The sequence below is a fragment of the Leptospira paudalimensis genome (genome assembly GCF_026151345.1).
Classification (GTDB): Bacteria; Spirochaetota; Leptospiria; order Leptospirales; family Leptospiraceae; genus Leptospira_A; species Leptospira_A paudalimensis.
This window is the reverse complement of record NZ_JAMQPR010000001.1, coordinates 3531668-3547008: the sequence shown is the minus strand read 5'-3', so window position 1 is coordinate 3547008 and position 15341 is coordinate 3531668. Positions and strand designations below refer to the sequence as shown.

Below are 15341 nucleotides of genomic sequence, written 5' to 3'. Positions count from 1 at the left end.
TTCAAATGTATTCATGTTAACGATTCCATTTTCTTTTGTTTGTAAATCTCTTCCTTCTATTGTTCCTGTAAAGGACCATACTTTAGAATCCATAGTGTCTGATGGGATCATCCGTAATTTCCGTTATTACATTCCAAAGAATAGAAATGAGTCGAAGTTACCTATAGTTTTTGTCTTACATGGTGGCGGTGGAAGTGGTGAGGGAATGATTTATCTTTCTCGCATGACAGAAAAAGCAGAAGAATACGGATTTATTGTCGTTTATCCAGATGGATATGGGAATCGATGGAATGATGGAAGGAAAATTCCACATTCTCTCACTGACAAAAGAAACACAAAAGATGTTCAATTTTTTCGGGATATGGTCTATTTCCTCGATAAAAAAATACCTGTGGATACAAGTCGTATCCATGCAGTAGGTATTTCCAATGGTGGATTCATGACACAACGTTTGTTATGTGAAGCAAATGATTTGTTCCGTTCGGGATATTCTGTTGCTGCCGTAACATCCAAAGGTCTAACGGAAATTTGTCCCAAACCACCAATCAAATCAATTGGTTTTATCATGGGTACCTCTGATGATGTTGTTCCTTATACAGGAGGAATTGTATCCATACCAAAAGATATGAGTCCAAAAGCGGAACGAATTCCGGCTGGTGAAGTTTTGTCATTTGTAGATTCACTTTCGTATTGGAGTTCTGCCTTTCCCTGCAAAGAAGAAATCAAAACAAAAAAACGTCATATGAATCGTTTTTGGAAACGAGACATTGAATATTCAAAACTGTCCGATTGTTCAGGTGACGATGTTGTGGAAGGTTATTTAATTCCTGGTGGAGGGCATATTTGGCCTAATGGATTTTATTACCAAAATGAAAAACAATATGGATACCTAAGTAAGGACTTGGATACGAGGGAGATTGTGTTACAATTTTTCCGAAAAACAGAATCTAAAGAAAAGTTGGTAAACAATGCATCATTCGGAAATTAGAAATTCATCCACTGTATTTACCACATTAGAAACAGGTTCTGGTGACCCTGTCTTATTTTTACATGGTTTTCCTGATAACCATAAAACATTTTCTCCCATCATGGAATCGATCGCTAAAAAAGGCTATCATTGTATAGCACCTGTGATGCGAGGATACGAACCATCTACTATTTCACATGCGAACAAACTACATGTTGTTGATTTAGTGAATGATGTTTTAGGATGGATGGATGATCGCAGATGGGATACTGTTCATCTTGTGGGACACAATTGGGGAGCAATCATTGCCTACGCTGCCGGAATGTACTATCCAAATCGTTTTCGATCCATCACAAGTTTGGGAGTCCCGTTACTCAAAACCTTTCAAGATTCTTTTTTTTGGGCGCCGTTACAAACATTCCATTCGTGGTATGTTGCTCTATTTCAAATTCCCTATTTAGCAGAATTAACCATTCGTTCGAATCAATTTGCCTTGGTTGATTTTTTATGGAAAGACTGGTCACCTGGATTCACGCCTAACCAGGACCATTTGGCCGAAATCAAATCGAATTTCCAAAATCCAGGGATCCTTTCCTCGGCTCTGGCGTATTACCGAAACTTAAATGATTTATTCACAGAATCAGGGAGAGAAAGTATAGTAGGGATTTTTGATACTCACATAACAGTTCCCACCCAAGTGCTTTATGGTTTGAATGATGGATGTTTCCATAAGAATTTATTTGAACACTTACTCGATGAATCTGATTTTCCTCGTGGATTTCGAAAGATTGGCTTTGATCATGCAGGTCACTTCCTCCATTGGGAAAAAAGAGAAGAAGTTACCAAACTGATCATAGAGTGGTTAGAAAAAAATAGCTAGAAATCTGCGCAAAATATCGTCTGATTGGGTAAGGAGACTTAGTATGTTTCAAAATATGGGATTATATGACAGAGTCATTCGTGTTGTAGTGGGCCTTGTGTTAGGTGGTTTGTATTTAGGTGGTATTGTGGAAGGAACCACTGCAATTGTATTGTTCGTAATTGGTTTAGTAATGATTGCGACTTCTGCAATTGGCTTTTGTCCAGCATACTTACCTTTCAAAATTTCAACCAAAGGAAAATAAATTTATATTTTCCTTTGCATTTTTACCAAATGATAACAACTCATTGAAAACAAAATGAGTTGTTCATTTCCGTTTTCGTAATCGCACCAACACCTCATAATGATTGGTTCTAGGAAAAAAATCAAACAAACTCAAATGGTCCATTTCATAACCTATCTCTTTCAGGGAAGTTACGTCCCTTCGCAAAGTACTTGGATTACAGCTGGAATAAACAATCTCCTTTGGCTTTAGCATTTCTGCTGTCTCAATGATTCCTTTGGATAACCCAGCTCTTGGTGGATTCACAATCCATGTAGGAAAAGTTTTAAGATCTTTGGGTATATGTTTTTGGTACAAATCCAAAACTGCATATTGATAGGTTGTGATTCCATTGGCTTTTGCATTTTGATTAGCATATTGAATGCTTTTTTCATGAGATTCAATTCCATAAAGCGATTTGATTCGATCGCGTAAGGTAATACCGATGGTTCCACATCCACAAAAGAGTTCCAAAACATTTGCATCCTTGGGTAACAAGGACTTAATTTTCTGAATCCAATTTTCCAATAAGAATTGGTTGATTTGAAAAAATCCTTTTGCAGGAACCGTGAGTTTAGTACTCAAAAATTCAAACTTTGTTTCTTCTTTTTCGTACTGCACCACTGCATTTTGGGACAAACGTAGTGAAAGGGAATTCGCTTTGTTTTGTGTTTTTGGCAATCGGGTCTGTTTCGGCTTTTGTTTGGAAAGAATAGCAAAATCGTTTGGGTTTTCAATTAACAATCGTTTATCGACATTCTTACAATGTGAGGATGAATCGGGAATGATTCGGTGGGTGTTTTTCGCAAAAAACCCAATTTGTCCACCTTCCACTTGCCATTGTACATTATTGCGATACCCAACACTTGGTCCGGTTACCACCTCTACTTTACCAACCCATTCCCGGAACATCAATTCCAATAGGGAAGTTTTCACTTTCACTTCCTCTTCGTAGGAAATGTGCCGGTAACTACACCCACCACATTCCAGATACACAGGGCAGTCAGAAGGGACCCTTAGTGGTGAGGATTCAATCACTGAAGTCACAAATCCAAACCATTCCTTGTTGCCTTGTTTCGTAAGACTTATGTCCACAGTTTCACCTGGGATTCCACCTTCTACAAACACAGCATGCCCATCATGGTGAGAAAGACAGTAACCACCATTGGCCCACTTTTCTAATTTTATCTGCAACTTTTCCATTCTTGTAGACCATTCATTGAATATTCATTTGACACTGCACTCGCATTTAACATAACGGATAGGTACTCTTGGAGAAGTGGCTGAGTGGTCTAAAGCAGCGGTCTTGAAAACCGTCGTGGTAATCCCACCGTGGGTTCGAATCCTACCTTCTCCGAGTCGCTGGAGACGTGCCTGAGTGGCCGAAAGGAGCGGTTTGCTAAACCGTCGTACGAGCAATCGTACCCAGGGTTCGAATCCCTGCGTCTCCGATGATACCGCCATGAGATTCACCCAATTCAAAGAACAATTCCAGAAAATTAAGTCCTACTTACTGACTGATGAAGCGGCAAAAATTTTTGCGAGCCTACCACTTTATTTTTCCTGGGTTCCCATTTTCACTTGGAAACGCCAATTTCCGGAATTTGTGAACGTTTCTTTGTATTCTGCAGTTAATACCTGTTTGTTTTTAGTTGGGATTGTTATCGCACAAGTCCTATCACTCCTCCCTTTTGTGGGTCTTTACCTCGCGACTACTTTACATCTCATTTCCGTACTACTTTATCTAGGAATTGCGGGATTTTTGATTTACTCCATCCGCTTGCAAAAAACCATAGTGATACCCGTTCTTTCGGACTGGGTAAAAATGCTCCAAGCATTCATTGCGCCCATAGCTCAACTGGATAGAGTATCTGACTACGGATCAGAAGGTTAGAGGTTCAAATCCTCTTGGGCGCGCGTGGACATCTATGAATCGTTTTTGAAACGATACACAATAGAAATCTCCAAACATAAAAACGAAATCCCTTCTTATTCGGAAATTTTAACAAAAGATGGGGAGTTTTTAACTTCCTCTTTTAATTCCGTCGAACAAACATTAAATCCAACAAAACACAGCGAAATTTTGGCCATTGAAGCTGCACTTTCTCTTACCGATGGGCGTTACCTTTCAGACCATATCTTACTCACTGCTCTTGAGCCATGTTTACTCTGTGCTGGTGCCATTTTACGAGTGAAACTTCCCGAGGTAGTCTACTTTGTTCCTGCAAAACCAGGAGAAGGAATTTCCTCTTACACAACAGAATCCATTTACCTCTTGAACCATTTTCCAAAATGCACTCTCATACCAAAGTCGCACATAAAATTTGAATTTCTTAGTTTTTTCAAAGAGAAAAGGTAGAATTCCTAAGACCGTTTCTTTTTATGGAAGGCAGTAGAAATCACTGGAGAGATGTCAGAGTGGTCTATTGTGCATGCTTGGAAAGCATGTGTGCCAAAAGCACCCCGGGTTCGAATCCCGGTCTCTCCGCCACTTTTTCCACCCACAACTCCCTAAAATTGCACCTCACTTAGAAATAATTTCATTGCTTCCAAGCCATGAATTTTCATACTCAAAGGGAAATCCAAAATTCAAATCTTACAAAAAGTAAAACAAAGAACTAAATGAGCGAAAACCACCAAGTACTCTTTCGAAAATACCGACCACAGTTCTTTCGGGATGTAATTTACCAAGACCTTGCTGTTGGTTCTTTACAAAACGCATTTAAGTCGAAAAAAATTGGACATGCTTATATCTTCATTGGCCCAAGAGGTGTTGGAAAAACAACGATCGCAAGGATCCTTGCAAAAAGGCTCAATTGTGAACGCCCAGATGGTGTTGAACCTTGTAATGAATGTACTTCTTGTTTAGAAATCACAAAGGGAAATTCAAATGATGTTTTTGAAATTGATGCGGCATCCAACAGTGGAGTTGATAATATCCGTGAATTAAGAGAAAATGTAAAATTCAATGCGATGGGGGGAAAGTACCGCGTTTATATTTTGGACGAGGTACATATGCTCAGCGGAGCTGCCTTCAATGCACTGCTCAAAACACTAGAAGAACCTCCTGCCCATGTCGTTTTTATTTTAGCAACAACAGAGTATCATAAAATCCCTGAAACAATTTTATCACGTTGCCAAGACTTTCATTTTCGAAAAGTACCTGTGACCGTTTTACAATCTTACATTGAAACACTTTGTACGAAGGAAGGACTTAAATACGATTCGGAAGGATTATTTTGGATCGCAAAAAAAGGAGATGGTTCTGTTCGAGATACCTTATCCTTTATGGAACAAGCGGTTATATTCACTGACGGGAATTTAACAGGAGCTAAATTAAGAAAAATGATTGGGTATCATGGAATCGATACCTTTACTGATTTTCTGAACCAACTCATTGATACTTCACAGAGTGCTCAAATATTCGAAACCTTAGAAAATTTATTCCAAGCAGGAATTGATCTTAGTAAATTCATATGGGATTTTATCGAATTTTTAAATTCACTACTTCTCATCAAAGACAACTTAGCGGATCGCGAATCAATTAACATTCCTCAAGAAGACTTACAAAAACTCAAACAAAACTACCGCGAACTTGATCGTGAAATTTTAGTTTTACTCGCTGAAAGAATTTTTTCCATTCACGAAAAATTGAATTTAATGAAACTTCGAAGTTCCTATGAGATGAAAGTGTATCTGGAAATTCAATTTCGAAAATTAATTTTAGACAGAGAGAAACCAAGTGTTTCTGGTTTATTAGCAAAGATTTCAGAATTAACAAAACTCGTACAAGGAGACATTAGTATCCTTCCTGATTCGATTGAACCGGTTAAAAAACAAATCCAAACTCCAGCTACCACTCAAGAAAAACAGATTCCAAACCCAATTACACAACCGATTGCAAAAATAGAATCTCCAACACCAGAGATCAAAACTCAAATTCCGAATGCTCCGACAATGGAAAAGAATCCGAATGCCAAAGATTCCAATGCTAGCGGAAATAATTCAGAGGATATGGAGAAATTATTAAAGGAAAAATTCTCTGGTATGGAAGTGGATCCAAAACAATTTAAAAATTTATAAGTCCAAAGGTTAGTATGGGAATTTTTGACCAAATGAAACAGATGCGAGAAGCGTTTTCGCAACTGGGAAACATCAAAGAAAAACAAGAAGAACTTCAGAAACGACTCGCGCAGATTCGAGTCACTGCTTCGGCTGGGGCAGGAATGGTGGAAGTAACGGCGTCAGCAGATGGAACTCTTACAAATTTAAATATCAATCCCATCATGTTTAATGCGGATGATAAAAAAATGTTAGAAGATTTGATTTTATCAGCAACTAACGAAGTACAACGAAAGGCAAAAGAGACCATGGCACACGAAATGAAAAATGTCTTAGGTTTTAATCCTAGTGATTTTGAGGGTGTCTTCAATCAAATCCAGAAGGATGGAGGGTTTCCTCCTGTCTGATCCACAATTCCAAAAACTAATCCAAGCATTTTCAAGCCTTCCTGGTATTGGAAAAAAAAGTGCCACTCGTATCGGATTTCATATTCTACGAATGGACCCTAGTACATTCCAATCATGGTTACATCATATTGAAGAAGCCAAGACCAAACTTCGATTTTGTGATGAATGTGGAGGGCTTACAGAAGAACCAATTTGTTCTATTTGTTTATCTGATCGAAGGGATAACGGGATTCTTTGTGTTGTGGAACAACCAGAGGATATCTTTTTCATCGAAAACACAAAAGAATACTCTGGAAAATATCATGTTTTAAATGGAGCCATCTCTCCATTGGATGGAATTGGACCAGAACAATTGCGCATCAAACAACTCATGTCGCGATTGGATACTGGTGAGATCAAGGAAGTTCTCATTGCAACAAATCCGACTCTCGAAGGGGATGCAACTGCTTCTTACTTATCAACAGTGATCAAGCCCATGGAAATCAAAATCACAAGGATAGCTCACGGGATTACGATTGGTGGCACTTTGGAATATTCCGATCAGTATACATTAGGAAAAGCAATCAAGTCTCGATTAACATTATAACTATTTTCTTTGGGTCAAAATAGTTTGAATCTATTTTGATTCAACAATTTCAAATTCTAATTTTTCCCCAAAAAAATGGAATTTAACTTTTCTTTCAATTTCGAAATAACCAACTAAAGAAATATAAATTAAAACTATATAAATGGGAATCGATACATATTTGGGATAATGAAATTTGATTGAACATAAATTACGAATAATTTTGTTTTCGTTTTTCTTTAAAATCGGTGTTCAAACACAATAAACGCCTCTCGTAACACACGCCCATATTTTGAATCTAATAAAACAAACAAAGCATCACCTGCGACAAAATAACCCGAACGAAAGATAATTTGAAAATCGGAAGTCACGTTGTAACGAATATTGAAATTATATTCCATACCCATGTATGTTGAAGTGCGATAACCATTCCTTTCACTGAACTCGCGGTTAATTTTAATTTCAGGTGATTTTGTAGCCCAAAGTTGGTAATAACCAAGTGTAAATTGATATGGTCCAAAAGCGATGATATTAGAATACAAACCATACTCATTCAATCCTGAAAAACTAGATCCATTGAATAAAGCATAACCTCCAGTGAAGTCCGTTGCAATGTTGGAGATGGAAAATCCTGGTGCAAGTGTTCTATAACCATTTCCTTTTAAATTTGCTTCTTGGCCATTCGCATCATAACCTGGTCGTCCTGTTGTTCCTAAGGCGATAAGGTTAAAATTTAAAGATTCATTCCATCGGTATGTAAATTGAAAATCATACATACCACCTTTTACAAAGTGTCTTTGGGTTGTGTTATAAATGGTTACATCATTTGAATCGTTGATGGGTTTTAATTTTTTTACAGTTCCTGTATTCAAAATACCATGCACAATGAATGAAAATTTTTGGAAATTAAATTCATTATGTAAACCATACCAAGCAAGCCTTGCTGTTTCATTATCTGATTTATCATTATCATCCAAAAAGTATGCATACACTTCATTTCTGATATTCCTAAAGTATTCGAATTTTAAACGGTTGTAGTAGATATTTGAACTCTGATAATTTTTATCAGCAAAACCATTTTTATCTACATCTAAAAAACTTTGGTCTCTTGCTCTAAGGATACCTCCTTCTAGTGATAACCTTAAAAATTGGAAATTTTTCAGAATACTAACGCCTGTTCCTGTAGAAAATAGAACACGACCTTGTGCGGAACTAAATAATTGTTGTCCGACTTTGATGAATAATCCTGATTCAGGAATTCTAAAATTTAAATATAAAAAGTTAGTTTGTACGTTCACAGCAGCAGTTCGACCACGTTCCCCACCTGAACCTGGACCAACTAAACCAGGATCAAATCCATCTGGACCTGTTGACCTTAAGCCTCTACCTCCAAAAGGAATATCTCCTACTTGCATCCCCCAAATCCCTTCCACATATTTGTTTGCGGAAAAGCTCATATTATAAAGGAAACGTGAATCGTAATAACTCACATCTTCTTTACGAGGTGTGATTTGACTTGGTAATCCTTTTTGCCTTCTCTCTAAATCAGTTTGAACTGTTTGTTGTTCGGATTGTAATCGTTCTGCATTTTCCTTTTCTAAATTTGTGATTGGTGTTACAGGCGTTTTACGTTCAAGTAAAACATCTCGTCCCACATTCGTTGCTCGAACACGAAACGAACCATTAAAATTCATAATTGTTCTTTGAGATTCTTCTTCTTGTGAATATAAAAATCCCAATGGAAGTAAAAACAAAATACAGATAGTAAGTAAACGAGTGAACATTTTCAAATTACTCTTTTTTTACCCATTTGTTAGATTTAAAGTATTTGTTAATCAACTGTTGGATTTTGCCGGTCCGTTTTAGTTCCTTAATGAAAAAGTTGAGGTTATAAAGAAATTCAATGTCTCTTTTAGCAATCGCCATACTGATGTGATCTTCTTGGACCACACCTAAAATTGGTAAATAATTAGCTCGAAGAGAAGAATCTTTTTGTAGTAATGCTTGGATGTAAAAAGAATCAGCAACAAATGCATTTACGTTATTTTTCTTTAATTCGTTTAAGGCAGCTTCATTTGTGAAATAAGAAAAAACTTGTGCCTTTGGAAATGCTTCTCGTAAAAATTGATGGTTGGAACTATTTGCTAAAACTGAATACGAAATTCCTGTAATGTTTGTTAAATCATTTAAATTTCTAAAAAGTTGTACCGTTACAATTTGCCCTTCCGGTTCTGGCGGTAGTGCTGTACGATTAACCAAGGCAGCTGGTGTCGAAATTAAATATGGGTCTGTAAAATAAACATCTCGGAAACGATTAATCGAAGAAGAGATTCCAGCCATTGCTATTTGGCTATCTCCTTTTTCTAACATACGAGCATGTTGATCAAACGTTCGTAAGGGAATGATTTTTAAATCAACATCTAAAAATTTCGCATATTCTTGAGCCAATTCAACATCTAATCCTGGATAACCTTCATTGGGATTTTCAATATAAAATGGATCGTAAAATTCATTAACGGATACCGTTAAAGTTTTGGTTTTTTTAATTTTTTCCAGAGTTGGACTGGATTGTCCCATAAGCAATGTTGGGACAAATAGAATGGCGACCAATATTTTCCAAACAATTCGAAGGTAATTAGGGAACATCCAATTAACCTTCTTTTTGGAAATAGAAACGGCAAGGAAAAATTAAGGATTTAGTAAGACAAATTCTGTTCGTCGATTTTTTTTCGAAGGTGCTTCATCTGTTCCCTGCACCATCGGTTGTGTGGGTCCTTTTCCTTCTGTCACCAACCGGTTAGCATCAACACCTTTAGATACTAAATATTGTTTAACGGATTCAGCTCTTTCTTTTGACAAAATCATATTGTCCTCAAAAGTTCCTGTCAAATCAGTATGTCCGATGATTTTCATTTTTTGATCTGAATTTTCATGAAGGAAATCAACGATTGAATCTAAGGAAATTGATGATTCTGGTTTTAAAATAGATGAAGCTCTTTCAAAATAAACAGAATCGAGAGAAATTTTTTTTGTTTCTTCTAATTTCTTTTGCACTAAATTTTCTTGTTTAGGAACTGATGCGGTGAAAATATCAAATGATTTTCCTTCCACTCGTCGGCAGAATAGAAAGGTTTTTTTCACCTGCTGAAACACAATATAGGCTTCATCCTCAGAGGAGTTAATAGGACTTCCTAAATTCTCAACATCCTTAAATTCTTCCCCTTCTATTTTTGCCATATACAAATCAAATCCGCCAAATCCACCAGGACGGTTGGATGAGAAAAAAAGTATTTTGCCATCATCATTAAAAGCAGCAGCAATTGTTGCATGTTGGTCATTGATTGGTGAAGGCAAAAGTTTTGGTTTTGTCCACTGATTGTTTTTAATCTGACTATAATAAATTTTTGCTAAGTTTGGTTTTCCGAACGGGTAACGAGTGAATAAAAGAGTATCACCTAACAAATGCGGATTTTCTTCAATTTCCTCTGTATTGATTGGAGAAGGTAAAGCAGTAGGAACAGACCATGTTTTTCCGTTCCAATTGGAAACATACAAATCTCTCGAAATACCGACTTTACCATCTGCTAACATCACTTCAATGGAACCATCTCGATTTGATGAAAGAAGGATCATTTTCCCATCGCGAGTTATAAACGGACTCTGGTCATCAAAAGGGGAATTTAAAACACTGACTTCTTCAGGAAAATCCCATGTTCCATCTTTCTTTCGTTCTGATTTAAAAATTTCGGTATAACTGCGTTCTGATCGTTTTGAATAAAAATATAAAGTTTTTGCATCTGGGGTCATGGTTGGACCAAACTCTTGAAACTCTGAATTGATAGGGCCTTTGATCGGACTCACAACTAAAGTATCTTCACCTTCCCTTGTTTGGGCAAATACTGATGAAGCCAAAAGAGATAAAAATAAACCGATCGTCCATTGGATGAGTTTTTGTTTATGAAAAAATTGAGGGGATTGATTCGTAATACGTTTAAAAATAAAAAATGATGCGTTATTTGTAGCTCGTTTAAACGCCTTCGTTGGTAAGTTAATTCTAATTCGTTTAATTCCACATCCAAAGTTATTAACCGATTTACGTTTAATACCAGATTTAATGCTTATAATGGATTTTTGTTTTTTGATCGCAAAATCGAAATTTAGGTGAGTGAGTTGATTGGGCATTTGACACCTCGGTCATCTGCCCAAAAATTCTTATCGGATATATTGTTTTAACACATCCGGAATTTGGAAGGTTCCATCTTCTAATTGGTAGTTTTCAATCACTGCTGCCAGTGTTCGACCGATCGCAAGACCAGAACCATTCAAAGTATGGACGAGCAGGTTTTTTCCTTCCTTTGACTTGTATCGAATTTTTCCTCGTCTTGCTTGATAGTCTTTGAAGTTCGAAACAGAAGAAATTTCCATAAATCGCCCAAGTCCAGGCATCCAAACTTCGATATCATATGTTTTGGAGGAAGCACTCGACATATCTTTGCTACAAAGTAACATCACACGATACGGTAGATTTAATTTTTGCAAAATGGATTCTGCATCTTTTAACATCTTTTCGTGTTCTTCCACTGACTTCTCAGGTTCTACAAATTTAACAAGTTCGACTTTCTGGAATTGGTGAACTCGCACTAACCCACGTGTGTCTCTTCCATAAGATCCAGCTTCTCTTCTAAAACAGGATGTGTGGGCACAAACAGAGATCGGTAATTCTTTTTCTTGGATGATTTCATCGCGGTAATAATTCGTAAGAGGCACTTCTGCTGTTGGAATGAGATTCAATCCATCTTTTTCCAATCGATAAAAATCTTCGGCAAACTTAGGAAGTTGGCCAGTAGCCGTCATGGATTCGTCGTTCACAAGAACAGGTACCCACATTTCCTCATACCCATTTTCAGATGTGTGGGTATCAAGCATTAAATTCATTAATGCACGTTCTAATTTCGCACCTAATCCGTGATAAGTGTAAAATCTTGCACCAGAAAGTTTGACCCCACGCTCAAAATCAAAAATACCTAGTTTCTCACCAATATCAAAATGGGTTTTTGCCTCAAAAGAGTGTTTTTTAATCTCACCCCATTGTTTGACGAGAACATTGTCTTCTTCCGATTTCCCTTCTGGAACCGAAGGATCTAGTAAATTAGGTAGTCCCAAATTCAGTTCATGTAAAGATTCTTCTTCTTTTGAAAGTTCTTCTTCGATTGCTTTGATGCGATCTCCAACTCCTTTCATTGCATTAGATATTTCTGTGATGTCTTTCCCTTGCGATTTTTGAATTCCAATTTCTTTAGAAACTCGGTTACGTTCCGCACGGAGTTCTTCTACTTCTAATTTTAATTTTCTTTGTTTTTCAGAAACGGTTTTGATTTTTGCTTCTATGTCAGTAGAGACAACACCACGTTTTTGTAAGGTGGAAAGTAGTTCTTCTGGGTTCTGAACAATACGATTGATATCAAGCATGGTGATAGGCCTTTCTTTCTGTAAATTTTAGTGAATTTTTATAAATACGTTCTGCTACTTCTGTATTAGGTTCGGTTCTTAATGAATACATTTTCTCTAATACAAAGGGCAAATGTGAGGAATCATTTCTTTTTCCACGATGAGGCATCGGTGATAAAAACGGTGCATCTGTTTCAATCAAAATGGATTCGAGTGGAATTTTTTTGGCAGCTTCTTGGATATCGACCGCCGATTTAAAAGTAACAATTCCTGAAAAAGAAATATAATACCCAAGATCGACAAATTGTTTTGCCGCTTCATAATCATAAGTAAAACAATGGATCACTCCAAATGCTTTTGTCTTATATTCTTTTAATGCTTCATACGTATCCTGAAAAGCATCTCGTGAATGGATGACAACGGGCATTTGGTACTCTGAAGAAAAATCCAAAAACTTTCGCAATACATCATTTTGTTGGGAACGAGTGCTAGCGTCATGGTAAAGATCCACACCAATTTCACCAATCGCTGCAAACTTAGGATCATTCATTCGGGATTTGGCTAAATTTAAAATTTGTTCTGCATTGGGAAACTCATGCGTTTCCGTCGGATGACAACCAATTGAATAAGAAATTTTTAACGCATCAGTTGAATAGGTTTCTGATATACGAACAGCTTCGTTTGAACTTGGCAAATCAATACCGATTTGAACCAGTTGGTCTACTCCTGCCATTCGGGATTTCTCCAGGGTTTCTTCGATACTTTGTCCTTGTTCTCGAATTATGTCTAAGTGGCAATGTGTGTCGATCAACGAATATCCCATAAATAGCAAGATTTGTAATTTCCACTGGATGAAAATGAAAATTCAATCGAAAGATATAGTGGGTAGATTAACTTTTGTTTAAATCATCGTAGGTCTATAACGAACGTGGAAGTAAAACAAAGACTACATTTAATTTTTTACCGACTTCGGTATAAAGTCCAGGAATGGAAGCTTAAGTTGTCCCAACGTTACGAAGATTTGGACAAAAAAGGTCGTGAAAAACTGACTATTATGGTCATTCCTCATACTGACCGAAAAACCATCAACTTTGTCATCTCTTACAAAGCCATTTCTATCTTCATTGGTATCATGGTTGTGTTACTTGTCATCAGTGCGGTGAACGTTTTATCACATAGTGGATCCATCCACCAACTCACTGAACTCAATTTAACCAATAAAGACTTTATTAGACAATCATCAAAGATGAAAGAAGAGGTAAACTCTCTTCATGAAACCATCCAATACTACTATGACCGTATTTCTAATCTTTATATCAAATTAGGTGGAGATCCATCTCGTGTATCCAAAGGGATGGGTGGACAAGCGGGCCAATTCCTTGCACTCCAAGGAACACCTCAAACTGACATTACAGATGAATCCTTTCGCATTAAAGAAGACATTCATAATTTAAAATTATCTTCAGAGCTTTCTGAAGAAATCATCAAACTCATCAAAAAAAGAAAGAGCATTATCAAAAACACACCATCGATTTGGCCCACAAAAGGGTATGTATTGTTTCCCTTTGGAAAGTACATTTCACCAATTACTGGCAAAGAAGAAATCAATCGTGGTTTGGACATTGGCTCTTTCCCAGGAGCAGAGGTCATTGCTACGGCACCTGGTTTAGTGTTTGATACTGGTTACTCACCAGCGACTGGTTATTATGTAAAAATTTCCCACAGATTTGGTTGGAAAACGATCTACTCAAATTTAGATCGAATCCGTGTGAAGAAAAACGAAAAACTCTCAAAGGGTGACATTCTGGGATATGTCGGAAAATCTCCTGAAAATCCGATTTACCACCTTCATTATGAAGTACATGTTGGTACCCAAGCGTTGAATCCGTTTTCGTTTCTCAACCAAATCCAAGAATAATGTCGAATCCATCAACAGAAGAAGAATTTTTAGTTAATAGCATCATCGGAGAAGGGGCTGAATTCACTGGTGAATTTAAGTTTCCTGGCCTTATCCGTATCGATGGAAAATTCCGTGGAGTTCTAGAAACTACAGGAAAGGTCCTTATCGGAAAGTCCGGAATCGTCGATACTGATATCAAAGCACGAGTTGTGGTGGCTGGTGGAGAAATCCGCGGAAATATTTATGCAACAGAACGTGTAACACTACTTTCAAGTTGTCGATTAGAAGGGGACATTGTCACTCCTCGCCTCATCGTTGAAGAAGGTGTAGTGTTCCATGGGAAATGTACAATTAACCCCACTCGTCATTAGGCGGGTTTATGATCATCCAAAACAACAACCCTAAGTCGGTCTCGACTCAGGCAAAAAAAGGTTCCAAAGAAAAACTAAGTTCTTCCCTTGCGCCCGTCGATGAAGCCAAACAAAGTTTTTTAGAAATCTTAGAATCGATTGTCCCTTCTGGAAAAGAAGAAACAAGAGAACTGAATGAACTTTGGAAAGATTTACCTGATTTGGAAAAAGACCTAATCAAAGATCCCAATCACAAAAACCTCGAATCGTACAAAAAGCATATCAAACAAATAGCAGAACTCATTCTCAAAAAAAACTACAAAGTAATGCAAGCACCCCAACGCGGACGAAATGACCAAAAAGACGTTCGTTATGTGAAGGTAGTGGATGAAAAATTGGATCTTTTGGCTAAAACCATGTTTTCACCCAACAACAGTGCCTTTGTAATTTTGAAACAATTAGATGAAATCAGAGGTCTACTCATTGATCTAAAAGGATAA

Annotated in this window: 16 protein-coding genes and 4 tRNA genes; 14 read left to right on the top strand and 6 right to left on the bottom strand. The window is 37.1% G+C overall.

All coding sequences use genetic code 11. The annotated features are described in order from the left end of the window. Nucleotides 1-13: 13 nt before the first annotated feature. The 3 genes from ND855_RS16470 to ND855_RS16460 are packed head-to-tail and all read left to right on the top strand — an operon-like array spanning nt 14 to nt 2091. Nucleotides 14-988: an alpha/beta hydrolase family esterase gene (locus ND855_RS16470; protein WP_265359221.1), complete on the top strand. Its 975-nt coding sequence runs from the start codon at nt 14-16 to the stop codon at nt 986-988. Further along, nucleotides 969-1847 carry an alpha/beta fold hydrolase gene (locus ND855_RS16465; protein WP_265359220.1) on the top strand — a complete coding sequence of 293 codons (879 nt, stop codon included), beginning with the start codon at nt 969-971 and terminating at the stop codon, nt 1845-1847. Before ND855_RS16470 ends, ND855_RS16465 begins: the two co-directional genes overlap by 20 nt. Before the next feature lie 43 nt (nt 1848-1890). Continuing rightward, nucleotides 1891-2091: a YgaP family membrane protein gene (locus tag ND855_RS16460; protein ID WP_265359219.1), complete on the top strand. Its 201-nt coding sequence runs from the start codon at nt 1891-1893 to the stop codon at nt 2089-2091. Nucleotides 2092-2154: 63 nt separating this feature from the next. Here ND855_RS16460 and ND855_RS16455 read toward each other — a convergent pair whose 3' ends face one another. Then, nucleotides 2155-3312, bottom strand: coding sequence for a class I SAM-dependent RNA methyltransferase (locus ND855_RS16455; RefSeq protein WP_265359218.1), 1158 nt, complete (start codon nt 3310-3312; stop codon nt 2155-2157). A gap of 70 nt (nt 3313-3382) precedes the next feature. On the opposite strand from ND855_RS16455, the gene ND855_RS16450 reads away from it, so the two are divergent. The 8 genes from ND855_RS16450 (at nt 3383) to recR (ending at nt 7164) form a co-directional block, all read left to right on the top strand. Beyond that, nucleotides 3383-3466 (top strand) — tRNA-Ser (locus ND855_RS16450). 7 nt (nt 3467-3473) lie between these two features. Then, nucleotides 3474-3560 (top strand) — tRNA-Ser (locus tag ND855_RS16445). A 392-nt stretch (nt 3561-3952) separates the two neighbouring features. After that, a tRNA-Arg gene (locus ND855_RS16440) sits at nt 3953-4026 on the top strand. Between the two features lie 22 nt (nt 4027-4048). Continuing rightward, the gene (locus ND855_RS16435; RefSeq protein WP_265359217.1) at nt 4049-4468 is read left to right on the top strand and encodes a nucleoside deaminase; all 420 of its coding nucleotides are present in this window, start codon (nt 4049-4051) and stop codon (nt 4466-4468) included. 45 nt (nt 4469-4513) lie between these two features. After that, nucleotides 4514-4600 (top strand) — tRNA-Ser (locus tag ND855_RS16430). 131 nt (nt 4601-4731) lie between these two features. Further along, nucleotides 4732-6192, top strand: coding sequence for a DNA polymerase III subunit gamma/tau (gene dnaX, locus ND855_RS16425; protein WP_265359216.1), 1461 nt, complete (start codon nt 4732-4734; stop codon nt 6190-6192). Between the two features lie 20 nt (nt 6193-6212). Further along, a complete protein-coding gene (locus ND855_RS16420; protein ID WP_174705084.1) occupies nt 6213-6578 on the top strand; it encodes a YbaB/EbfC family nucleoid-associated protein in 366 nt (121 codons plus the stop codon). Next, a complete protein-coding gene (gene recR, locus ND855_RS16415) occupies nt 6556-7164 on the top strand; it encodes a recombination mediator RecR (protein WP_265359215.1) in 609 nt (202 codons plus the stop codon). The genes ND855_RS16420 and recR overlap by 23 nt, the downstream gene beginning before the upstream one ends. Before the next feature lie 218 nt (nt 7165-7382). Here the strand turns inward: recR and ND855_RS16410 are convergent, their stop codons facing one another. The 5 genes from ND855_RS16410 to ND855_RS16390 are packed head-to-tail and all read right to left on the bottom strand — an operon-like array spanning nt 7383 to nt 13414. Next, nucleotides 7383-8927 (bottom strand): alginate export family protein, encoded by a 1545-nt coding sequence (locus ND855_RS16410; protein WP_265359214.1) that lies wholly within the window; start codon nt 8925-8927, stop codon nt 7383-7385. Nucleotides 8928-8934: 7 nt separating this feature from the next. Next, the gene (locus ND855_RS16405; protein ID WP_265359213.1) at nt 8935-9789 is read right to left on the bottom strand and encodes a substrate-binding periplasmic protein; all 855 of its coding nucleotides are present in this window, start codon (nt 9787-9789) and stop codon (nt 8935-8937) included. Between the two features lie 42 nt (nt 9790-9831). Then, nucleotides 9832-11325 carry an OmpA family protein gene (locus ND855_RS16400; protein WP_265359212.1) on the bottom strand — a complete coding sequence of 498 codons (1494 nt, stop codon included), beginning with the start codon at nt 11323-11325 and terminating at the stop codon, nt 9832-9834. A 30-nt stretch (nt 11326-11355) separates the two neighbouring features. Next, entirely contained in the window at nt 11356-12612 is a 1257-nt protein-coding gene (gene serS, locus ND855_RS16395; protein ID WP_265359211.1) for a serine--tRNA ligase, read from the bottom strand. After that, nucleotides 12605-13414, bottom strand: a complete 810-nt coding sequence (locus ND855_RS16390) for a TatD family hydrolase (RefSeq protein WP_265359210.1) — start codon at nt 13412-13414, stop codon at nt 12605-12607. The genes serS and ND855_RS16390 overlap by 8 nt, the downstream gene beginning before the upstream one ends. Before the next feature lie 105 nt (nt 13415-13519). Between ND855_RS16390 and ND855_RS16385 the strand changes: the two genes are divergently transcribed. The 3 genes from ND855_RS16385 to ND855_RS16375 are packed head-to-tail and all read left to right on the top strand — an operon-like array spanning nt 13520 to nt 15341. Beyond that, on the top strand, nt 13520-14509 hold the full coding sequence (locus tag ND855_RS16385; protein WP_100725620.1) for a M23 family metallopeptidase: 990 nt from the start codon (nt 13520-13522) through the stop codon (nt 14507-14509). After that, complete coding sequence (locus ND855_RS16380; RefSeq protein WP_012390385.1) at nt 14509-14862, top strand: bactofilin family protein; 354 nt, start codon at nt 14509-14511, stop codon at nt 14860-14862. Before ND855_RS16385 ends, ND855_RS16380 begins: the two co-directional genes overlap by 1 nt. 8 nt (nt 14863-14870) lie before the next feature. Beyond that, the gene (locus ND855_RS16375; protein WP_135593205.1) at nt 14871-15341 is read left to right on the top strand and encodes a YaaR family protein; all 471 of its coding nucleotides are present in this window, start codon (nt 14871-14873) and stop codon (nt 15339-15341) included.